Genomic DNA, 20,839 nt, shown 5'->3' with positions numbered 1-20,839 from the left:
TACGGTCAACCTGACCGGCCACTTCTTCTGCGAACCCACGACAACAGTCCTGTCTGGCCGAAGGGAAGGAATCTGCCAGATACCAGCCTCCCACCCAGGCATGCCATAACTAAGCAGCGACAGCCTACTAGGACTCCGAGGCCTGGACAAGGGATCGGTGCCGTCCGTGGCGCTGCCGCCCAGGCTCATGCTCACCACCGGCGCAGCCCATTCCATGCCCGCGATGATGGCCGAGTGAGCGCCCGAGCCGCCGTTGTCGAGGGCCTTGCCGACGTACAGTTGCACGCCGGGCGCCGTGCCCTTGCGGTTCGACGGCGCCGTCCGCCCCGGCCGCCCGCAGACGATCCAGAAGCCGGACCGCGTCGGTTAGGCGGCCCCGTGGCCGTGCAGCAGATGGAGCACGGGGAAAGGGCCGTTCCCCGGTAGGATCCGGGCCCAGCAGGCAACCTCCTCTCCCAGGACCGCCGATCGCACCGACAGCCAGCGCAGGCCGGGCCGGTCGAGCCCATCGCCGATGCCGCGGGGGCACGAGCGGACGGTGACGGAGCAGTGGCCGCCCGGCCGAGTGGGGGCGCTTGTCATGGGGCCGCCCACCTCACTGTTCCAGCCGAGCGTCCTGAGCCGACGGGCCCTGTGTGAACGCGCGGAAACGGGCAACCCTGACGTCCCGTGGCGGAAGTACGTCCAGGCGCGCGGCGTGGTGCGGCACCGGCCGGGCGAAGACCGCTCATCCCAACCGCTCCGCGAGGGCCAGGACCCGCCGGGCGTCCGCGACGACTGCCGCGTCCACGAAACGGCCGTCGAGCGAGGGCGCCGGCGTCGCCATGCGCGGCCTCCACCACTTCCTGCGGAGGGTGGCCAGGTCGAGGACGCGGATTCCCTGAAGCGGGCCCTCGGAGCGGGGCCGGTCACCGGGCTTGTGCTGATCGGTCATTGTGCTTCCTTGTGAAAGGCGTCGATCCGTGTGCGGGTGGGCATGGAGGACGAGGCTCCCGCGCACTGCACGCTGAGGGCGGAGGCCGCCGAGGCCCAGGCCATCGCGTCGGCCATGGAGCGGCCCTGGCCGCACGCCACGGCCAGAGCGCCCACGAAGGTGTCGCCGGCCGCCGTGGTGTCCACGGCCCGGACGGGGAACGCGGGCATTGTGACGGGCTCGGCACCGCGGGCGGCATACAGACTGCCCTTCGCCCCGAGCGTCACCACGACCTCGGGTACCTGGTCGAGCAGCAGCCGGGCTGCCTCATAGGGGTCCTCGGTTCCGGTGAGCGCCCGGGCCTCGTGCTCGTTGGGGACCAGCAGGTCGGTGAGCTGGAGCAGTTCGGTGGGCATCGGCTGCGTCGGAGCAGGGGTCAGTACGGTGCGAACCCCGTGCGAACGGGCGGCTCGAGCGCCCGCCAGCACGCCCTCCATCGGGAGTTCGAGCTGGAGAAGCAGCGCGCCCGCGGCGGCGATACGAGCCTCGTCGCCCTCGGCGAGGAAGGTGACGGTGTCGTTGGCGCCGGGGACGACGACGATGGTGTTGCCCCCGTTGTCGTCCACCACGATGTGCGCCGTGCCGGTCGCGCCCGGAACCGTGCGCAGGGCGGTCGTGCCGACACCCGCCTCCGTGAGGGTGGCGCGGATCTCGGAACCGAAGAGGTCGTCACCCACCGCACCGATCATGGTGACGTCGCCCCCGGCACGGGCGGCTGCGATGGCCTGGTTGGCGCCCTTGCCGCCGGGAATCGTGCGGAAGGTGCGTCCGGTGACGGTTTCCCCCATCCGCGGGGCCCGAGGGACGTAGGCGACCAGGTCCATGTTGGCCGAGCCGAGTATGGCGAGGGGCGGAGCGGTCGAGGTCATGCGGACACCTCCGACGTGAGCTTTGCCAGTTGGTCGAAGCCGATGCCGTCGAAGCCCGCGACCGTGGTGGCAGGCGGTTCCTCAGCGGAGCCGTTCAGCGGGCGTCCATGGCGTCGGGGGAGCCGGTGAGAAGCCCGGCGAACGAGCGGGCTGTCGCTCCGTTGGAGTCCGTGTCCCAGCCCCCGGGGACAGCCCGGCAGATCGAGCCGGAGAAGTCGCCGTCGGCGTGCGTGAGGGCCGCGGCGAGCAGCGCGGCGTTCGGCAGGACGTGTACCCAGTGGTAGTCGTCCGCGTACCGGGCGTGGAGAGCGTCCACGGCGGTCTCGAAGCCCGCGGGCGTACCGGAGGGCTCGGCGCGGCGCGCTGCTTCGATGCCGAAGCGGACCGCCTCCGCGTAGCGCGACCGGGGCGGGATGTAGCGCAGTCCGGTTTCCAGCGCATCGTGGATCGTTGTAGGCCGGGGCCCGGGCGGTGTGTGCCAGTGCGGCTGCCACGGACATGGCGCCGTACGTCCCGTTCGCCGTATGCGTCAGCACCGCGTCGCGATGGGCGAGCAGGGCGGCGCGAGCCGGTCGGCCTGGATTGGTCCAGCCGAAGACGTCGGCGTGGATCTGGGCGCCGATCCACTCCCGGAACCGGTTGCGGTGCCGTGCGGTGGCGGGCGGTTCCAGTCCGTCGAGCAGGTTGCGGTAGGCGATGCGCTCGGCGGTGAACGTGCGCCCGGCCGGCAGTTCGTCGAGTCACAGTGTGGCCACGTCCTCGGTGGTGAAGCCGTGGCCGTGCCGTTGGAGGAGGAGGGCGCTTGCCCCCGCGATACGGCCCTCGTCGCCGGCGGCGAGGCCGGTGACGGTGCCGTTGGCGCCGGGGACGACGGCGATGGCGTTGCCGCCGTCGTCGACGATGTGCGCGGTGCCGCTAGGGCCGGGGACGGTGCGCGGGCCGACGGTGTCGACACCGGTGTCGCTCAGCGCGGCGCGGAGCTGGGTCGCGAAGTCGTCGTCGCCGAGCGCCCCGATCATGGATACGTGGCCCCCGGCACGGGCGGCTGCGATGGCCTGGTTGGCGCCCTTGCCGCCGGGGATCGTACGGAACTCGCGGCCGGTCACCGTCTCGCCGCGTTGGGGTGGCGTGGACACGTACGCGGCGAGGTCCATGTTGGTGGAGCCGAGTACGGCGAGGCTCGTGGTCATGTGCAGGCCTTCAGGGTGCGGGCGGCGAGCTCGTCGAAGCCGATGCCGTTCATGCCGCCGACGGTGGTCGAGAGGCGATTCTTCAGCGGGGCGGTCCAGCGGTGCGGGAGCGCCTTTGGCGTGCCTGCGATCAGGCCTGCGATGGAGCCGGCCGTGGCGCCGTTGGAGTCGGTGTCCCAGCCGCCGGAGACGGCGTTGGTGATGGACGCGTTGAAGTCGCCGTCGGCGTGGGTGAGGGCGGCGGCGAGGAGGGCGGCGTTGGGGAGGACGTGGACCCAGTGGTGGTCGGCGTACTTGGCGTGCAGCGCGTCCACGGCGTGCTCGAAGTCCGTGTGCGTACGGGCCTGTTCGATGCCGAAGCGGATGGCTTCGGCGAAGCGGGAGCGGGGCGGGACGACAGAGAGGCCGGTCGCGATGACGGCGTGCACGTCAGTGGTGCCGGCTGCTGCTTCGGCGATGGCGGCGGCCGCGAACATCTCGCCGTAGACGCCGTTCGCGGTGTGGGTGAGGGTGGCGTCGCGGTGGGCCTGTTCGGCGGCTCGGGCGGGGTTGCCCGGGTTGGTCCAGCCGAAGATGTCGGCGCGGATCTGGGCGCCGATCCATTCGCGGAAGGGGTTGCGGTGGGAGGCGGTGTGCGGTGGTTCGATGCCGTCGAGGAGGTTGCGGTAAGCGATGCGCTCGGCGGTGAAGGTGCGGCCGGCGGGGAGCTCGTCGAGCCATAGCTTCGCTACGTCGTCGGTGGTGAAGTCGTGGCCGTGGCGGTCGAGGAGGAGCAGGCCGAGGAGGGGGTAGTTGAGGTCGTCGTCCTCGGGCATGCCGTCGATGTTCTCGGCGAGGGAGGTGGGGCGGGAGCGCCTGTTCCACGGGTACGCGGCGCGGAGCTCGTCGCTCAGGCCGACCTCGGAGAACCAGGTGTGGAGCGGCCAGTTGCCGGTGTCCCGGGCGATAGCCCGGATTCCCTCGATCGTCATCTTCTCCACGGGCTTGCCGAGGAGACAGCCGACGGCGCGCCCGAGCCAGGCGGCGTGGAGTCGTTCCTCCGTGGTGACACCGGTGGCCGCATCCGGCCAGTCCAGGCACAGCTCTTTGATCGACGCCAGCTGCGTCGGGTCATCCGCCGCCAGCGGCGAAGGCAGCGCGGCCAGTTCGTCCAGCAGCGACTCCGCCAGCCGCCGCAGCGCCGGATCCACCGGCTCCGCCGAAGCCCCCGCACGCTCGGGCGCGAGGTGGCCGCCGGCCGCGAGCCAGCACCGCTGCACCGCACTCGCATCGCGGCCGTCCTGCGCCGCCTGGCGCAGCTCGTGGCCGATCAGGTCCTCCGGCTGGACCCAGCTTTGACGCAGCATCAGAACCCCGCGATCGTGCGGAAGGTGGCCTCGTGGGCGCGGCGGCGCTCGACGTCCTTGCGGAAGACCTCACTGGCGACTTCCGCCAGGGACGTCGCCGGCGCGACCAGGTCCAGCTTGCTGGCCCGTGCGACCTCCGACGACCACTCCGCCGGAACGGCGTCCGCGCCGCGCATCGCGCCCACGATCGCCCCGCTCATCGTCGCGATCGAGTCGCAGTCGCGGCCATAGTTCACCGATCCCAGCACCGTGTGCCGGAAGTCGCCGCGGCCCACGACCAGCATGCCGAGCGCCACGGGCAGCTCCTCGATCGCGTGCAGCCGCGACGGACGGCGTGCGCCCAGCGAGGGCTTGCGGTACTCCGGGCCCACCGTGTCGTACGGTTCCACTGCCGCCCGCAGCGGCTGCAGCGCGTCCTCGAAGTCGTCGTAGCGCACAGCGACTTCGCACACCGCCTCGATCGCCGTCTTCGTGCCGTCCTTTGCCAGCGCCAGCGCATCGGCGATCACGGAGTCCACCGTCGCGCCCGGCTTGAACGCCGACGCCACCGCCGCCGCGAAGACACCCGCCGCCTCCCGTCCGTACGAGGACTGGTGGGTGCCCGCCATATCCAGCGCCTCCGCGTAAGCGGCGGCCGGATTGCCTGCGTTGACCACGCCCACCGGCGCCATGTACATCGCCGCACCGCAGTTGACGATGTTTCCGACGCCCGCCTCGCGGGGGTCCACATGGCCGTAATGAATCCGCGCCACGATCCACTTCTCCGCGAGGAAGATCCGCTGCAGCGGCAGCGCTTCCGCCTCCAGCTCCGGGATCCAGCGCGGGGTACCGATCAGGTCGGGGACCAGGTAGTCCGCCACCGAGTACGCATCCAGGTGGTCCCTGACCTGCTCGTACACCCGGACCAGGGCGTGCGTCATCAAGGTGTCGTCCGTCACGTGGCCGTCGCCCTTGTGGTACGGGGAGATCGGGCGGGCTGTCTTCCACTCGTCCTTGTGGAACGGCTCGACGATGCCCTGCACCCGGCCGCCGTGGCGTTCGACGATGGCCTCGGGGCTCCAGCCTTCGACCGGGCCGCCGAGGGCGTCGCCGACCGCGGCTCCGACGAGGCAGCCGGTGGCGCGGTCGGCGAGGGGCGGGGTGGCGGTGGCTGAAGTCGTGGTGGTGGGCGCGGTCATGATGCGAGGGGTCCTTCCTCTGTAGAGGGGGTGGGGTTTCCTGTGGTGGCAGGAGGGTGCTGGTCAGGCGAGGTCTCGGCCAGCTGGTTGGCTGTCAGCTGTGCGGCCAGGTCGACGAGGTCCGTGGCCGCGAGGTTCGGCAGGGCGCAGCCCGAGAGGATGCGGCAGGCGTCCCGCCAGGTCGCCGGGAGGACCGCGGCGCCGCCGATCGCGCCGGTCAGCGCGCCCGCCAGGGCGGGGGCCGAGTCGGCGACCCGGGACAGGCAGGCGGCCGCCGGGACGGCCTCCGTGATCGCGCCCGCCGACGCCGTGGCCACTGCCAGCGCGACCGGGACCGTCTCGGCCGCGGCGATGCCGTAGCTGTAGACGTGGTCGACAATCTCGTGCTCGAGGACGGGGACGAGGGCGAAGGCGTTGCCGGGGAGGTAGGGGCGGGCGGCGACCGCGGAGCGGCCGAGCTGGACCGCGCGGACGGCGTTTCTGTGTATTTCGGTGCCTTCGGGGAGCTGGGCGAGCGCGGCGTCCACGCAGGTGTCCACGGCGGCGCCGCCGAGCGCTGCCGCCACCGCCGCGGCGATGGCGCGGGCGCCGTGCACGCCGTCGCCGTCCTGGGTGAAGCGGGCGTCGAACTCGGCCAGTTCAGCGGCGGCGGCCGGGTCGCCGGGGTGGACGACGGCCAGCACCGCCGCCCGTACGCAGGCCGCGTCGTCGAAGTAGTGCGGGTTGTCGTGGCCGGTCGCGGGCGGGCGCAGGCCGGTGGCGAGATTGCCCAGGCCGGCCCGTACCGAGATGCGGGCGCGGATCGGGATCTTCGCCGATTCGATCTCGTCGGCGCGTTCCGCCGCTGCCGCGACCTCGTCCGCCAGGGCGTTCCAGGCGAGGGTGAGGGCGGAGCGGACGCGCTGGTCGACCGTGAGGTCGCTGTGCAGGGAGGTGCCTGCGGACAGCACCGCCTGGGCCGTGAACGCCGCCCACTCCGCGTCGTCGGACGGGCCGAGACGCAGCGGCTCCGGGGGCTGGTTCAGAGCTATGGGGACCGGGAGGGTTGTGGTCTGGTTCTGTTCGGCGAAGGTGTCCAGCTCGCGGGTGAGCTGGCGGGTCCACTCCGGCAGCCGGGCGGCGCGGTGCTTGCCCGAGGGCCAGCCGGCGGCGTCGCCGGAGGCGATGCCCAGGAGCAAGCCCTCGATGCGGTTCGGTTCGGGGCCGCGCGGGGGCTCCGTATGGGCGGATTCGGTGACGATGGGGGCTGGGGTCACGAGGCGGCCCTGTCTCCCTCATCCGCCGGTGAGAGCCGGTCGGCGATCTCGACTACGTGATGGCCCCTCATCGACGGCAGGCAGGTGCCGCGGACCGGGCGGATGGCGTCCGCCCACGCCTCGGGGATGTTGCACGCGCCGCGCAGCGCGCCCGCGAGGGAGCCGGCCGCCGCAGCGGTGGTGTCGGCGTCGCGGCCCATGTTCACGGCGGTCAGGACGGCCGTCGTGAAGTCGCCGCGGGCGGCCGTGAAGGCGCCGAAGGCCAGGCCCACGGCCTCCGGTGCCAGGTCCGTCCACGGGTAGCCGCCGATGATCACCGAGGTGCGCACCGCGCGCTCGATGGACAGCGGCGTCGCGTCGGGGTTGAGGCGCGCCTGGCGGGCCGCCGACACCGCGCGCTGGAGGGAGCGGGAGGTCCAGGAGTCCTCCGGTATGACGGAGAGGGCGGCCTGGACGACCGCGTCGGGGCTGTCGCTCACCATCGCCGCCGCGACGCCCGCGGCCACCGCCTTGCCGCCGTAGATGCCCTCGCCGTCGTGGCTGACCGTGCCGTCGATGGCGACCAGGCGGGCCGCCTCGGCCGGGCGGCCGGCCGCGTACACCCCGAAGGGCGCCGCGCGCATCGCCAGGCCGTCGCTCCAGGAGTGGCGGTGCTGGGCGGAGATGGGCGCCGCCAGACCGCGGCGGAGGTTCTCCAGGGTGCCGCGCTCGGAGAAGCCGGCGCCCTTGAACGGGCCCTCGTCAAGGTCCACGATCCACTGGTGCCAGGCGTGCTCCACGTGCTCGACCGTCAGACCGCTGCCGTGCTCGGCGAGCAGCAGTCCGGAGAAGATCGCGTATTCGGTGTCGTCCGTGCCCGCCGGGTCATCCGTAACGAAGTCCTCGATCCGGCCCCAGCGCTCCCGGATCTGGGACGGCTTGAGGTTCTCCGCGGGCGCGCCGAGCGCGTCGCCGACGGCGAGGCCCAGCATGGCACCGCGGGCCCGGTCGCGGGCGGTGCGGCCTTCGCTTGCGCCGGCCGGTGGGGGTGATACGGGGCGGAGACGCGGGCGGCGCGCGGCCGTCCGCCCCTCTCCTACTGGTTCTGCGGTGCTGCTCATGTGCCGATCGTCCTCTTTCGTTACGTGGCGCTCGCTGGGTTGGGCGGGCCGGTCGTGCCCGGTCAGCGCTGGTACCTGTTGAGCACCCGCTGGCCGTCCTCCACGAGCGACTTGCGCAGGCCCTCCAGGTCGGTGTCGCCGTTGTAGAAGCGCTGGTAGGCGGGGGTAGCGAGCTTGTCCGACCACTCGGTGTAGCCGCGTACGTCCAGCATGGGGGAAGGCTTGAGTGAGTTCGCTACGGCGGCGCCCGCGCTCCAGCCGTACTTCTTCCGGTTGATCGCCGGGTCTTTCATCGCCTCCTTGCTGGTGGGCAGCATCCAGTCGCCCTTGGCGAGCTCGGCCATGTGGCCGGGCTGCGACATGTAGGCGATGAACTCCATCGCCGCCTTCTTGTGCTTGCTGTCCTTGGAGATCGACAGAGTCTGCGGGCTCACGCCCTGGGCGATGCCGGCCTTGCCCGCGGGCATCGGCAGCACCTCCCAATCGAAGTCGTCGGGGGCCTGCTGGGAGACCTGCTGCCGGAAGGAGAAGTTCAGCGGCACCATCGCGTACCGCCCGGCGAAGAAGCCGGGGAGGGTGTCGGAGCTCTTCATGCTCAGGCTGGATTTCGGGGAGGTGTGGTCCTTGTTGACCTGGCGGTTGATCAGCTGGGCGACGGCGGACTCGTCGGGGCCGTAGCGGACCTTGTTCTTGGTCCCGTCGTCCGTCGTGTCCTTGGTGAAGATCTCGCCGCCGGTGGAGAGCGAGAGGTTCACCGACTGGTTGACCGGTTCGTTCATGCCCCAGGCGACGCCGTACTGATCGGTGCGGCCGTCTCCGTTCTTGTCTTTGGTGAGCTTTTTGCTGATGTGCTCGAACTCGTCCCAGGTCCAGGGCCTGTCCGGGGTCGGGGTGCGGACGCGTTCCGCCTTGAGCAGCTTCTTGTTCGCGATGATCATCCGCGGCTCCTGCAGGAACGGGACGCCGTAGATGCCGCCGTTCATCGAGACCATGTCCCAGGAGGACTTGGGGATGTCCTGCTTCAGGTCAGCGGGCAGCAGCTTCGTGATATCGGCGAGGTAGCCGCCGTACGCGAAGTCGGTGAGGTCGGCCGCCTCGTCGTGGATGATGTCCGGCGCCTCGCCGCCCTCGAAGGAGGTGAGCAACTGGTCGTGGATGCTGTCCCAGGCGCCCTGGACGTACTTGACCTGCACGTCCTTGTGGGTCTTGTTGAACTGCGCGACCAGCTTCTTGTTCGCCTCGATCGACTCCTTCTGCCAGGCGAGGGAGAGGTAGTCGAGGGTGACCTTGCCGCCGGCGGTGTCGTCGCCGCTGCCGCAGCCGGCGAGGAGGGTGAGGGCGGCGGCAGCGGCGAGTGCGGTGAGCTTGCTCTTCTGGTACGAGCGCGGCATCAGCCCTTCACCGCCCCGGCGAGCATCCCGCTGACCAGCCGACGCTGGAGCAGGGCGAAGAACAGCAGGCTCGGGATCATGGCGATCACCGACGCGGCGGCCAGGGGCCCGAGGTCCGCGACGCCCTCGGCGCCGAGGAAGCGGGTGAGGATGACGGACATCGTCTGGTTCTCTGGGGACTTGAGCAGGACAAGGGCGAAGAAGAACTCGTTCCAGGCGGTGACGAAGGAGAACATCAGTGTGGCCACCAGGCCCGGCGTCAGCAGCGGGAAGACCACGCTGACCAGGGTGCGGAAGCGGCTGGCGCCGTCCATGGCAGCGGCCTCCTCCAGGGAGATCGGCACGGCCTTCACGTACCCCTGGAGCATCCAGAGGGAGAAGGGCAGGTTCCAGACGACGTATACGATGATCAACCCGCCGATGGAGTTGATCAGGTGCAGGTTCTTCAGCACCAGGAACAGCGGGATGATGATCAGCACGAACGGGAACATCTGGCTGAGCAGGATCCAGCCGGTGCCGGCCGTGGAGACCTTGGACTTGTAGCGGACCATCGCGTACGCCGCCGGGATGGCGATGGTGACCGTGATAACGGCCGCGGATACGGCGACGATCAGGCTGTTCAGCGCCGCGTGCAGCAGCGGCTGGGAGTCGAAGGCGACCCGGAAGTTCTCCAGCGTCCAGGTCTTCGGCAGCCACGTCGGGTCGATGGAGCCGAGTTCCTTCGGTGGCTTGAAGGCCGTCGAGACCAGCCACAGCAGCGGAAAGGCGAGAAAGACGAGGTAGGCGAGGAGGGCGACGTACTGGCCGGTGCGACCGGCGGCGCGCTTGGCGCGCAGGGAACCTGCGGTGGACATCAGGCGGCCTCCTCCTTCAGACGCTTGCGCAGGAACATGGTCAGGAAGACCGCGATGACGGCGATCATCGCCAGGCCCATCGCGGCCGCGTAGCCGAACTGGCCGTACTTGAAGGCCTCTTCGTACGCGAAGAGCATCGGCAGCCGGGTCTCGCCGCCGGGCCCGCCCTGGGTGAGGACGTATACCAGGCCGAAGGAATTGAAGTTCCAGATGAAGTTCAGCGCCGTGATCGCGACGATGACCGGCTTGATCGCGGGCCAGGTGACTGCGGTGAAGCGGCGCCAGATCCCGGCGCCGTCCAGCGCCGCGGACTCGCGCAGCTCGCCGGGTACGTTCTGCAGCCCGGCCAGCAGCACCACGGTGGTCTGCGGCATGCCCGCCCAGATGCCGACGACGATGACGGCGGGCAGAGCCAGGGAGAAGGAGCCGAGCCAGTCGACGTTCTCGCTGATGAAGCCCAGGTCCTTCAGGGTGGCGTTGAGGATGCCCGCGTCCTGGTGGTAGACGAGCCGCCACATGATGCCGACCACGACCTCTGGCATCGCCCAGGGGACAAGCGCGAGGGTGCGGGCCAGCCAGCGGAAGCGCAGGTTCTGGTTGAGCAGCAGCGCCAGCCCGAGCGCGAGCAGCAACTGCAGCGCGGTTACGCAGACCGCCCAGATGATGCCGATGCGGAAGGAGTCCCAGAAGAGCGAGTCGTTCCCGAGGTCGGCGAAGTTGTCGAGGCCGATGAACTGGGTGGGGTTCGTGCGGCCCGACTGCGAGTCGGTGAAGGCGAGCGAGACGCCGTACAGCAGCGGGCCGACGCTGAGGATCAGGATCGGGATCAGCGCGGGCAGCAGCAGAAACCAGCCGCCGCGGTCCAGGCCGAGGGTGGCCTTGCGCTGAGCGGGGGTGCGCGGTGGTGGGGTGCCACGGTTTCCCGAAGCCTGCGGCTTCAGCTTGAGGCTCGTCAGACTCATGCGGACCTCGCCGGGACGGTGGACTCGCGCACGACGAGCCGCGGCTCGGTAGTCGTACGGCGGGGGGCAGCGGGGGTGTCCTCGGGGTGCTCGGCCGGCTCGGCTTGTTCGCCTTGCTCGGCCGCAGTCTCGCCCAGCCGCTCCAGCAGCAGCTCGGTAGCGAGCCGGCCGCGCTTGGAGGAGCAGAGGTCGACGCTGGTCAGCGGCGGCCAGGCGGCGCGGGCGAGCACGCTGTCGTCCATGCCGGCGACGGCGACGTCCTCGGGGATGTGGATGCCGCGGGCGTGCAGGGTCTGGACGGCGCCGAGGGCCAGCTGGTCATTGGCGCAGAAGATCGCGTCCAGGTCGGGGCGGCGGTTCAGGAGTTCGTGCGCGGCGGCGGTGCCGGCGGCGACGGCGAAGTCGGTGACGGCGGTGAGACCGGGGTCGTAGCTGAGGCCGCGGTCAGTGAGGGCCTTGCGGTAGCCCTCGTCGCGGTTGCGGCCCGGGACGGTGTCGACCGGGCCGTTGATGAGGGCGATCCGGCGGCGGCCGGTGTCAGCCAGGTGCCACACCGCCTTCTGCGCCCCGATGGCGGAGTCGGTCTGCACGCAGTCCAGGGCCGCGTCCGGCGGCGGTGAGCCGATCACGACGACGGGAGCGCTGGCCTGCTCGATTGCCTCGACGTGCTGGGGAGTTATCCGGATCGGGCAGATGATGAGCCCGTCGCTGGTGCGCTCGGCGAGGCTGTGCACGACCGCGAGTTCGTCTTCGGTGACGGCGTCGGTGGAGTGCAGGAGGAGGCGGTAGCCCGCCGCCTTCGCGACGACCTGGATCTCCCGCACCATCGCTACGTAGGCGGGGTTGCCGATGTCGGGCATCGCGAAGGTGAGCTGCCGGGTCCGACCGCCCTTCAGCGACCGGGCGACGGAGTTGGGCACGTAGCCGAGCTCGGCGGCTGCCTTGCGCACCCTCTCCTCGGTGGCGCGGCGGGTGCTGAGCCCGTTCAGCACGCGCGAGACAGAGGCGATGGAGACGCCTGCGCGCTCGGCGATGGACACGATGGTCGGTGACCCTGAGCCCGCGCCTGATGTCACCATACTCGCCCCTTTGTGTCGGTGATGCACTCTTGCCGTAAACGTATACAGCTACTGGAAACGTTTACAGATATTGCTGGGGAGTTACAGCGGTGTCAAGACCCTTGCGAATGGGATCGCGATCTCTTCGGGGGTGTGGAGGTCCTCCGCGGTGGGAGGCTGGCAACAAGTACCCGGAGAAGCCCGCCCCGCACGCGCGAGCGTCCTCCCGCCCGTATCGGGTGAGCAATAGTCCCCGAGTTCCGTGTTCGTCCCCGTCCGCTCCTCCGGCGGATCACCTCCGCTCGCGCGGAGAGCACGTACAGGCGCCGCCGGAACGCCGCCTCCAGCGCGGTTCACCTCCGCTCGCGCGGAGAGCACCGCTGGCCGTCCAAGCGCGCGTCCGGGGCGGGGCTTCTCTGTATGGGGACTCCGGCCCTCGCGATCCCCATCTCGGGGGCCGGAGTCCCTGCCCTGCGGTCGGCGGCTGTCCCGGCTGCACCGACGCAGGGTGCCGGGAAGGATGGGCCGCCGGCGGCGAAGTCCTGGGGCGGGGGATCCCCGGGCGCCGGCGGCCCACCCGGTCTATGGGGCCGGGGTACCCGCGAAGCAGAGGTAGACCGCGAGCACCAGCAGCGCGGGGAGCACACAGAGCAGCAGGACCCGCCGGGCGGCGCGGAAGACCAGTAGCCCGGCCCACACAGCGACGGGTTGTCGGCGGTGCCTCATCCGGCGCCTCCCCGACTCCGCCTTCCCCGGCGGGGTGGGGGCGGTTGCTCGCGCCGCACGTTCCACACAGCGCGCAGTCGGGGAGACGAAGCCTTCGTCCAGGCGCTCACCCACGACCACCACCCTGCTGAGCCGCACCAGCGCAGAGCGGTCGGCATACGTACAGTTCGATGTCCTCTTTGGTGACGCCTCCGCAGGTCCACTCGACCGTGCCGAGCAGTTGGTCGGCGTACAGCCGCTGTCCGCATAGGGCGCAGTTCCAGCCGCGCAGTTGGTGCCCGGTCAGGGTTTCGGGGTCCGGCAGCGATATGCCCGGGAGCAGGGAGGGCTGTGGGCAGGTCGTCATCGGGGCCGTCCCTCGTGCTCGGCCGCGGTCGCGCTCGTGAGGGTCCGCGGCCGACGCTTCGAGTAGAGCGGCGCGTGCGGCGGGCATGCGTACGTGAGCTTGCCGACGTCGCTGCGGCCGGCCTCTACCTCGACGGGGATGGGCTCGTCGGTCGGGAGGCGGCAGCGGTAGCAGAGTTGGCGGCCCTCGGGTGCTCGGCCGTACTCGGCGCGGTCGGCCTCGGCCAGGGCTTCCCACAGCTTCCAGGGGTGGGTCAGGTAGCGGCCGGGGCCGAGGGGCACGCGCCAGTGGGTCTCGGGGCCCTTCGTCCAGGAGGCGGGCGGTACGCCGAGGTACGTACTCTCGTCGGTGAGTTCGGCCAGGATGCGAACCTGCCGCAGGCGCCAGCGCTCAGCGGAGCCCACGGCGACGAGCCAGTATAGGGTGCCGCGCTCGTCCTGGATCACGGCGCCGGTTTCGTCGTCGAGCGTTTTGAGGGCGCGTTCGCCGACGAGGGGCGCGGCCCGCACGGCGTCCCACCATTTGCCCGCGGGTAACGCCTCGACGTCCACGGCGGGTGGCGGTGTCCATGATGGGGGCTTGAGAAAGTCAGCTGACATTCGGCTCGCCTCGGTCGCGGTGGTCTTCACAGACGACGACAGGCCACACCCGATCCCGGCCGGGGAGGCTGATGTGCCCGGCGGCGTACAGCGTCCGGGCGACGGCTCCGCAGCGAAAGCACGCCTCGCCGTGGAGCCGTGCGATGCTGATGTGCTCGCTGATGGGCACACGCAAGGGTTCGGCCATGGCTGGTGCTGTCCCATCTGCCTGGTCGGTGTGGACAGGTAGATGGTTCTCCGCTGGAAGGGCCACAAGTGACCCAGCGAGGGTCAGCCAGGGTCACTCGCCCGCATGGCACCACTCAGCGAAGTTGCTGAGGCTCTCCGCGTCAGCGCGCCGCAGGCGACGGAGCGTGGCAGCGTCCTCCCGCACCCATGGGTGATCGCGTGTGTGCTGAGGCGCGGTATGACGGGCGACTTTCAAGGACTCGAACGCATCTCGCGGGAGTCCCGACCACAGTTGAGCGCGGGCTACCTCGATGTAGTACCCGCTCCGCCGCTCTGCAGGCAGATCATGCGGCGGCGCCCACTTGTTGGCGACATCGAGCGCTCGGTGAACGTGATCGCGGCCGAGGCTGACCGCGACGGACACCTCATGGATGCGGACGTTGTCTGGACCGAACGCCGTGCCCTGGTAGACGTCCTCTGGTACAGCGTCTCCTAGCCGCAGAGCTTCCGCGAGGTGTTGGTCTGCAGCCTCCACGAGACCGGCGCGGCCAGCGATCACCGCTGCCCGCATGTGCAAGGCACCCCGAGCGGCGATCTCCGCGTCATCTCGACCGGTAGGTGCCCTGTCGATCGCGGTCTGCAGCATCCGCAGTCCAGCGGTGTGTGCACGAGCATCGAAGAAGGTCTCGGTGCGCACGTAGGCGACGGTGGCGTCCAACAGTGGATTGTCCGCGTACGGAGCTGCCCAGCGCATCAGATCTACCAGGCGAGCAGACAGATCTCGGGCGCCGTACTTGTACGCCACGGCGTCAGCCGTTCGCAGCCCGGCAACCAGCAGGCTGGCCAACTCCGATTGCTCTTCGGGCGGAGCAAGGTGGAAGGCGCGGATTAGTTCACTGATAAGTGGGGGTAGCTGGCGTGCGATCCGGACGTATTGCGAGGCCAGACGCCAGGTCACCGCCTCATCCACTGCAGTGCGGAGTTCTCCGAGCTGCCGCGCTGGCCCTTCATCTGGCGCCTCGTACGCGGCGATGACGGCGGACAGGGACGGCATAGCATCGTGGACGCGAGCGTCCGTCCGGTCCCGACTGCCCAGCAAGACGGATGGGTCGACACCTAGAGCAGCCGCGAGGGACTCCACCACGCTGTCGCCAGCACCCCGCGCTCCGCGTTCGATCTTCCGCAAGGTGCCGACGTGTACCCCGGCGGCGTCTGCGAGTTCCTGCTGCGTCATGCGAGCGATACGGCGCTGATAGGCCACACGCTTGCCAAGATCCTTGGGCAACTGATGCTCCGTTCGGTGCGTCCTCTCCGAACGGTAGCGAGCGGCCCCATCGCGGTGGGGCCGCTCGGCTCATGGCGTGGCGAGTAGTACGAGATCGTGCAGCGAATCGAGGTGCCAGTCAGCGGCGGCTGTCTCGGCCGTGCCAGCCCACAGGTGGCCCCACGGTCCACGGCGTAGATGCGCAGCGCGCATCCCCGCTGCTTTGGCTGGCTGGGTGTCGTTCGCAGGATGGTCGCCTACGTACACGATCTCATCGGGCGCGGTTCCTGCCAGGTCCAGAACACGGGCGAAGAAGCGGGGGTCCGGCTTCGCGATGCCCCACTCTCCCGAGGTCGCGATCTCATCGACCGGGAGGTCCAGGGCTCGCAGCAGCTTCCCGGCATGCGCCGTCTGGTTGCCTGCGATCACGACTCGCATGCCTGACTTGCGGAGAGCGGCGAGGGCTGGGCGTACGTCTGGGTAGAGATCGTCTTCGCTTATCTGCTCACTTAGCCCGGCGGCCTCCATGGCGGCCCTCTCCGCGGCAATGTCGATGTCCGGTCGAATAAGCCGGAGGGCCTCCGCGTTGTCGCGCCCTTGAGCGACGACCGCGCCGATGAGGGCTGAGAGCGTGTGCCGGGGAATGTCCAGCCAGTCGGCCCAGACAGCCCACACGCGGTCATCCCGGATAAGGGTCTCGCCAACATCGAGGGCCACAGCGCGGATCATGCAGGCAGCCTAGGACAAGGTCAGGGAGCAGCGGACCCCCGGCGGCTCACCTCCGCTCGCGCGGAGAGCACGGGCCTCGTGCCGGCGGGGGCTCACCTCCGCTCGCGCGGAGAGCACTGGAGCGGATGGGGCGGCGCCTGGTCGACCGGCGGCTCACCTCCGCTCGCGCGGAGAGCACCCTTCGCGACCTGCGATGGTAGAGGGGCTTTGCGTTTTCTTGGTTCAAGGAGCGGCAGTCGTACACGCATCTCAACCTATCGCTCGTCTGTATTCGTGGGCGGAATGGTGACGGCGCGAGGCGCGTGAAGTGTACGGTTCTATACATGAGTGACACGTTGCCGATCACGGAGGCTCGGGCCCGGTTCGGGTCGCTGGTGCGTCGCGCGTCGCATGCCCGTGAGCGCATCACCATCACCGACCATGGCCAGCCGGCGGCGGTCCTGATCAACCCGCAGGAACTGGCCGACCTCGAGGACGCCCTGGCCCTGGCGCAGTACCGGGCGCGGCAGGCGTCCGGCGAGACCACCGGTGTGCCGCACGAGCAGGTGCGTGCCCAGCTCGGGCTGAGGCCCGCTTCTTGACTTACGCGATCATCTGGGACGAGGTCGCGGTGAACGCGGCTGCCCGGTTCCTCAAGGACGACCCTGACGGCCTGCGGCAGCTGATGGCCGCTGTCGACCGCGCTGCTCACGAACGCGGTGTCCTCTTCTACGATGCCCTGGACATCGCGGGGATCGTCCGGCAGCGCCTGGAGGAGGGATGGGAGATCGACCCGGAGGATCTGGCCCATATCTCGCCGTACCTGACTGAGCACATCAACCGGTTCGGCGAGTACTCAACGCACGAGCTCAGCATTCAGCCCGAGGCGTACGACCCGAAGCTCGACATCGAGTTCACCCTGCTGCGCGAGTAGGACCTGGCCGTGCCCGGTTTTGCCACGGCCGCCTGAAGCGGGCAGTTTCGGCATCATGAGGACCACGAACGAGGTGCGTGACGGCGATGCCGTTAGCCTGGGTCTCGTTTGCGGTGACGTCCGAGCTGCCCGCGCAGGGCCCTGACCAGGAAGCCGTGAGGTGATGGTGCGCGGCTGAGTTCCTCGTCTCAAGTCACGGGCAGCCGCTCGCCCGCCGCCCAAACCTTTGGGCGGCGGGCGGCCTCGGCGAGAGGCTCGTACACCCGGCTCGGCAGGTCGTCGGCGCTGAGGTCGTGGGCCTCCTAGTCCCTGGCGTGCTCGACGGTCATTGATGGGCGAGGGTGAAGCTGGTCACCGGTGGTCGGAGGTGACGAAGAATCCCCGGCCGTCGAGTAGTGGCACGGTGTCGTCATGATCGAGACGGGCGGCTTCGTCGATATCGGGCGCGAAGTTCTTCTGGATCATCTCGCGGCCAGTGGTCGAACCGCGCAGCCATTGGTCCAGGCCGTCGCGCTCGGCGACGGCGTAGGTCAACGCGGCGGCCTCGGCCTCAGTCGACAGGCTTACACCGAGTGCCTGCGCTGCGGCCGCGATCGCTCCGGCACCGAGCCAGTCCTCGACGGACGGGCGCATCCCCTCGGGGACAGTGAGCATCGACGACCAATGTGAGGCGGCGGCGATGACCGTCACCCGGGGGATCACGCCGTCGATCAAGGCCTTGGCACACCAGCGGGCGACCGCCGTTCGGTTTCGCAGGCATCCGGCGAGCAGCACTGCGGCGTGCCGGGCGCTGCGGACGATGTCGGCGCCGTTGATCGAGGTCAGCGCGACCCGGTCGCCGCAGGCGACGTTGCCGACACTGCTGGGAGACAGCGTGAGCTTCGCGTCTGTTCCGCCCTGGGTGAGCGCTGGCGGCGCCACCTGGTAGGTCTGCGCGACCCCGTCCGGGCCGCTCAGCCGCGCCACTTCGGCGCGGGACAGGGCCAGCACGGCCGCGCCCCGGCTGACCGCCATGGTCACCGTGGTGGAGAAGGTGAGCGTGTCGACCACCACGACGGCGTCGCCGCGGTCGGCGGCGAGCTGGGCGGCTTGGCCGCCCCACTCGACGTGCAGATGTGCGGTCGGCCAGGGCTCGAACGGAGCGCTCGGCAGGTCCGAGGCGCTGAACTCATGCATGGCGCGCGGCCACCAGGACGCTCGACTCCCCGGACACGGCTACTTCGACGCCCCGCAGCCGTGGATGCCCGAAGACGAACCGCCGCTTGTCCTCTTCGTTGTCCAGCAGAGTCGGACCGCCGGGCGGGGTGAGGTCGTCGAAGACAATCAGCCCACCGATGTCGAGCAGGTCGACGATCGCGTCCCAAGCCGGTGGGTGGATCTCGCGGCGCAGCCCGGCGTCGGCGAACAGCAGGCACGCACCGCCACTCGGGGGTTCGACCGTGTGCCAGTCGCTGTGGACCACGCTCACCCGGGGCTCCCCGGCGAACAGGGCGCCGACCGCGGCGGCCCGCTCGGCTTCGGCCTCGACCGTGATCAGCCGCGCGCCCGGAGCCAGGCCGTGTGTCAGCCAGGCCGTGCCGACGCCCGCTCCTGTACCGAGTTCCAGGACAACAGCCTCCGGTCGCACGCTCGTGCTCGCGGCGAGCGTCGCCAGCAGTCGGCCGACCCCGGGCAGGCAGGACGTCGGGATCCTGTTCTCGGGCCGCACGGGAGGCAGATCGAACCGCGCGGCGAGCTCGAGCGCACCGGCGAGGCGTATGGGTTCACCTGCCGCCGTCACGCCGCACACCCCTTGCCGAACAGCCTCATTCGCTTCAGCCGCGTCGAGCGCGGGTGGAACGCTGCGATCTGCCGCAGAACGGGTGGATTCCATGTCAGCTCCTTGTTTCCGGTGCGTCCGCACGATGAGTGCGGCGCTTGTTCTGGTACTTCATGCGCATGTCGAACACGTCTGGCCTGTTCCAACCGCGGCCGTAGTCGACGGGACGGTGGGCGTGCCTATCTAGGCTCGTCAGGCCCAGGACCGGAGGGCGCGGCCACGAGGACCCTCGACTCCCCGGACACGGCACTTCGATGCCCCGCAGCCGTGGATGTCCGAAGACGAACCGCCGCTTGTCCTCTTCGTTGTCCAGCAGAGTCGGACCGCCGGGCGGGGTGAGGTCGCCGAAGACAATCAGCCCACCTACGTCGAGCAGGTCGACGATCTTGTGGGTTCACCTGCCGCCGGCGTCATGTGGCGCGGCCCTCGCCGAACAGCTTTATCCGCTTCAGCCGTCGCTCCGCGGTGCCGGTGATCTCGGTGCGTCCGTGCATCACACGGGTGTTGTCGAGAAGGACCATGTCACCGGGGGCCAACTGGAAGGTCGCGGTCAATGCCGGGTCGGTAGCCATGGTGGTGAACGCGTCCACAGCCTCGCGATGTGCGGCGCCGGCGACGTCGGGATGGCGCTGGAAGCCCGCGACGAGCGCGTCGTGCCGGAACCGTACCCGCCATTGCCCCTCGGAGGTCCGCCGCAGGACGGGCGCGATCACCGGCGGTTTGTTCAGGCCCAGCGGTGTGTCCAGGAAGGGAAATTTCTCCTCTCGCAGCAGTGCCGTCGTCGCGCCCCCGTCGCGTGCATCGAGCGCGGCTGCCACGTCGTCGGCTCGGGCCACGGTGGACAGTCCGCCGCCGGTGGGGTCGCCGGTCACGCACGCCAGTGCCAGGAACTCGTGGGGCCGGTGCTGGACGGGCGAGTCAGTGTGCGGCTTCTGGGCGGCGCGCCCTTTGGACAGGTTCGTCGGCCCCGTGGCGACATCGTCGGGGGCGACCTCATAGACGAGGCGCTCAGCGGGAGCGCCATTCCCCCGGCTCGTCGGCTGCCCGAACGCCGCGAGCAGGCCAATCAGCGCGACATCGGAGGCCACGGGCAGGCCGGTAAAGCGGACCGCGCCGTGGACGTCAAGCTGCTGGCCGGCCTGTCGGGTGAGGTCCGCCAGTGCGGGCACCGCCTGCGTCAACTCTTCGAGCACCGTCTGCTGCACCGTGGGTGCCTCCAGCTCGGCCGCGGTCAGGCCGATGCGTTCGGCGGCCTCCCGCAGCCCGTCGTGGATCGCGTGCGTGTCGAGCGTGGGCGGGGCGCTGCGGCCTGCCGTCGGACGGGTGGTTTTCATGTCAGCTCCTTGTTTCTGGTGCGCCCGCACGATGAGTGCGGCGCTTGCTCTGGTACTCCATGCGCATGTCGAATACGTCCGGCCTGTGCCAGCCGCGACCGAACTCGAGGGGTCGGCCGTCTTGCCCGTCTACGACCAGGCTGGTCAGGCCCCAGACTCGGGGCCGGCCCTCCAGTTCGAGGTCGGTCGCCATTTCCTCGTCCGGGACCTGCATGTCGACGCGCGTCCACTCACGCTGGGGGTGGTAGCCGAGGCTGGTCAGGATGGTGTGGAGCGAGCCACCGGTGGCGAGGAGGTCACGGAAGCCCGGTGCGAGATCGGCCGGCAGGCAGGTCAGCGTGGTGTTGGCGACCAGGCCGTTGACCAGGCCGATGCGGTGCAGCCGGACGACCTTGTCGCTGGGGCCCAGTTCGAGCCGCTCGCGGGTCTCGGGATCGGGTTGTGTGAGGACGGCGTCCACCGACTTCACCGACGGTTCGCCGCCCGCGCGGCGAACCGTCTGGCTCCAGCTCGGTGGCAGGTCGGGCCTGATGGTGAACACCAGTCGCAGGGCCACGTACGTGCCGGAGCCCTTGCTGCGCCGCACCAGGTGCCTGCGCTCCAGTTCCTGGAGAGCCGCGCGGGTGGTCACCCGGCTCACTCCGTGCAGCGTTGCGAGCTCGTTCTCGCTCGGCAGCCGGTCACCGCCCTTCATGGTGGCGATCGAGGTCTCGAGCAAGTCGGCCAGCGCGAGATAGTTCGGCACGGCCCCGTTCAACATCGAT

At 70.2% G+C, this 20,839-nt stretch carries 22 protein-coding genes and 2 pseudogenes; 2 read left to right on the top strand and 22 right to left on the bottom strand.

The genetic code is table 11. The features are described from left to right. The 18 genes and pseudogenes from NP777_RS42655 to NP777_RS42570 all read right to left on the bottom strand — a co-directional run. A partial coding sequence (locus NP777_RS42655; protein ID WP_256655575.1) for a hypothetical protein occupies positions 1-285 on the bottom strand: 285 nt, incomplete at its 3' end. 442 nt (positions 286-727) lie between these two features. Next, a complete protein-coding gene (locus NP777_RS42650) occupies positions 728-934 on the bottom strand; it encodes a hypothetical protein (protein WP_256655574.1) in 207 nt (68 codons plus the stop codon). After that, positions 931-1,842: a ribokinase gene (gene rbsK, locus NP777_RS42645; RefSeq protein ID WP_256655573.1), complete on the bottom strand. Its 912-nt coding sequence runs from the start codon at positions 1,840-1,842 to the stop codon at positions 931-933. The genes NP777_RS42650 and rbsK overlap by 4 nt, the downstream gene beginning before the upstream one ends. Beyond that, a pseudogene (locus NP777_RS42640) lies at positions 1,839-2,642 on the bottom strand (ADP-ribosylglycohydrolase family protein); the annotation flags it as partial. The gene rbsK and the pseudogene NP777_RS42640, both read right to left, overlap by 4 nt. After that, positions 2,628-3,032: pseudogene (locus tag NP777_RS42635) on the bottom strand (PfkB family carbohydrate kinase); the annotation flags it as partial. The pseudogenes NP777_RS42635 and NP777_RS42640, both read right to left, overlap by 15 nt. After that, entirely contained in the window at positions 3,029-4,378 is a 1,350-nt protein-coding gene (locus NP777_RS42630; protein WP_256655572.1) for an ADP-ribosylglycohydrolase family protein, read from the bottom strand. The pseudogene NP777_RS42635 and the gene NP777_RS42630, both read right to left, overlap by 4 nt. Then, positions 4,378-5,556, bottom strand: a complete 1,179-nt coding sequence (locus tag NP777_RS42625) for an ADP-ribosylglycohydrolase family protein (RefSeq protein ID WP_256655571.1) — start codon at positions 5,554-5,556, stop codon at positions 4,378-4,380. Before NP777_RS42625 ends, NP777_RS42630 begins: the two co-directional genes overlap by 1 nt. Further along, a complete protein-coding gene (locus tag NP777_RS42620; RefSeq protein ID WP_256655579.1) occupies positions 5,553-6,797 on the bottom strand; it encodes an ADP-ribosylglycohydrolase family protein in 1,245 nt (414 codons plus the stop codon). The genes NP777_RS42625 and NP777_RS42620 overlap by 4 nt, the downstream gene beginning before the upstream one ends. Positions 6,798-6,808: 11 nt before the next feature. Then, entirely contained in the window at positions 6,809-7,912 is a 1,104-nt protein-coding gene (locus NP777_RS42615; RefSeq protein WP_391858686.1) for an ADP-ribosylglycohydrolase family protein, read from the bottom strand. Positions 7,913-7,974: 62 nt separating this feature from the next. Beyond that, positions 7,975-9,303 (bottom strand): ABC transporter substrate-binding protein, encoded by a 1,329-nt coding sequence (locus NP777_RS42610; protein ID WP_256655570.1) that lies wholly within the window; start codon positions 9,301-9,303, stop codon positions 7,975-7,977. Next, a complete protein-coding gene (locus tag NP777_RS42605; protein ID WP_256655569.1) occupies positions 9,303-10,157 on the bottom strand; it encodes a carbohydrate ABC transporter permease in 855 nt (284 codons plus the stop codon). The genes NP777_RS42610 and NP777_RS42605 overlap by 1 nt, the downstream gene beginning before the upstream one ends. Beyond that, positions 10,157-11,119: a carbohydrate ABC transporter permease gene (locus NP777_RS42600; protein ID WP_256655568.1), complete on the bottom strand. Its 963-nt coding sequence runs from the start codon at positions 11,117-11,119 to the stop codon at positions 10,157-10,159. Before NP777_RS42600 ends, NP777_RS42605 begins: the two co-directional genes overlap by 1 nt. Further along, complete coding sequence (locus tag NP777_RS42595; protein WP_256655567.1) at positions 11,116-12,198, bottom strand: LacI family DNA-binding transcriptional regulator; 1,083 nt, start codon at positions 12,196-12,198, stop codon at positions 11,116-11,118. The genes NP777_RS42600 and NP777_RS42595 overlap by 4 nt, the downstream gene beginning before the upstream one ends. A gap of 561 nt (positions 12,199-12,759) precedes the next feature. Then, positions 12,760-12,903, bottom strand: coding sequence for a hypothetical protein (locus NP777_RS42590; RefSeq protein ID WP_256655566.1), 144 nt, complete (start codon positions 12,901-12,903; stop codon positions 12,760-12,762). 106 nt (positions 12,904-13,009) lie between these two features. After that, complete coding sequence (locus NP777_RS42585) at positions 13,010-13,249, bottom strand: hypothetical protein (RefSeq protein ID WP_256655565.1); 240 nt, start codon at positions 13,247-13,249, stop codon at positions 13,010-13,012. Continuing rightward, complete coding sequence (locus tag NP777_RS42580; protein WP_256655564.1) at positions 13,246-13,848, bottom strand: hypothetical protein; 603 nt, start codon at positions 13,846-13,848, stop codon at positions 13,246-13,248. The genes NP777_RS42585 and NP777_RS42580 overlap by 4 nt, the downstream gene beginning before the upstream one ends. A 280-nt stretch (positions 13,849-14,128) precedes the next feature. Beyond that, positions 14,129-15,301, bottom strand: coding sequence for a helix-turn-helix domain-containing protein (locus tag NP777_RS42575; RefSeq protein ID WP_256655563.1), 1,173 nt, complete (start codon positions 15,299-15,301; stop codon positions 14,129-14,131). A gap of 69 nt (positions 15,302-15,370) precedes the next feature. Beyond that, positions 15,371-16,009 carry an HAD family hydrolase gene (locus NP777_RS42570; RefSeq protein ID WP_256655562.1) on the bottom strand — a complete coding sequence of 213 codons (639 nt, stop codon included), beginning with the start codon at positions 16,007-16,009 and terminating at the stop codon, positions 15,371-15,373. Between the two features lie 323 nt (positions 16,010-16,332). Between NP777_RS42570 and NP777_RS42565 the strand changes: the two genes are divergently transcribed. Both NP777_RS42565 and NP777_RS42555 read left to right on the top strand, forming a co-directional pair. Further along, positions 16,333-16,590: a type II toxin-antitoxin system Phd/YefM family antitoxin gene (locus NP777_RS42565; protein WP_256655561.1), complete on the top strand. Its 258-nt coding sequence runs from the start codon at positions 16,333-16,335 to the stop codon at positions 16,588-16,590. Further along, complete coding sequence (locus NP777_RS42555) at positions 16,587-16,922, top strand: Tn3 family transposase (RefSeq protein ID WP_391858685.1); 336 nt, start codon at positions 16,587-16,589, stop codon at positions 16,920-16,922. Before NP777_RS42565 ends, NP777_RS42555 begins: the two co-directional genes overlap by 4 nt. 351 nt (positions 16,923-17,273) lie before the next feature. On the opposite strand, the gene NP777_RS42550 is transcribed toward NP777_RS42555, so the two are convergent. From NP777_RS42550 to NP777_RS42535, 4 genes are all read right to left on the bottom strand, one after another. Then, positions 17,274-18,098 carry a 2-phosphosulfolactate phosphatase gene (locus NP777_RS42550; RefSeq protein ID WP_256655560.1) on the bottom strand — a complete coding sequence of 275 codons (825 nt, stop codon included), beginning with the start codon at positions 18,096-18,098 and terminating at the stop codon, positions 17,274-17,276. Beyond that, positions 18,091-18,795 (bottom strand): O-methyltransferase, encoded by a 705-nt coding sequence (locus NP777_RS42545; RefSeq protein WP_256655559.1) that lies wholly within the window; start codon positions 18,793-18,795, stop codon positions 18,091-18,093. Before NP777_RS42545 ends, NP777_RS42550 begins: the two co-directional genes overlap by 8 nt. A gap of 356 nt (positions 18,796-19,151) precedes the next feature. Next, complete coding sequence (locus tag NP777_RS42540; protein WP_256655558.1) at positions 19,152-20,075, bottom strand: TauD/TfdA family dioxygenase; 924 nt, start codon at positions 20,073-20,075, stop codon at positions 19,152-19,154. Between the two features lies 1 nt (position 20,076). Next, the gene (locus NP777_RS42535; RefSeq protein WP_256655557.1) at positions 20,077-20,835 is read right to left on the bottom strand and encodes a GntR family transcriptional regulator; all 759 of its coding nucleotides are present in this window, start codon (positions 20,833-20,835) and stop codon (positions 20,077-20,079) included. Between the last annotated feature and the right edge of the window lie 4 nt (positions 20,836-20,839).

Source organism: Streptomyces rugosispiralis (genome assembly GCF_024505145.1).
GTDB classification, from domain to species: domain Bacteria; phylum Actinomycetota; class Actinomycetes; order Streptomycetales; family Streptomycetaceae; genus Streptomyces; species Streptomyces rugosispiralis.
The sequence above is the reverse complement of the archived record's forward strand: the minus strand, read 5'-3'. Positions and strand labels throughout refer to the sequence as shown.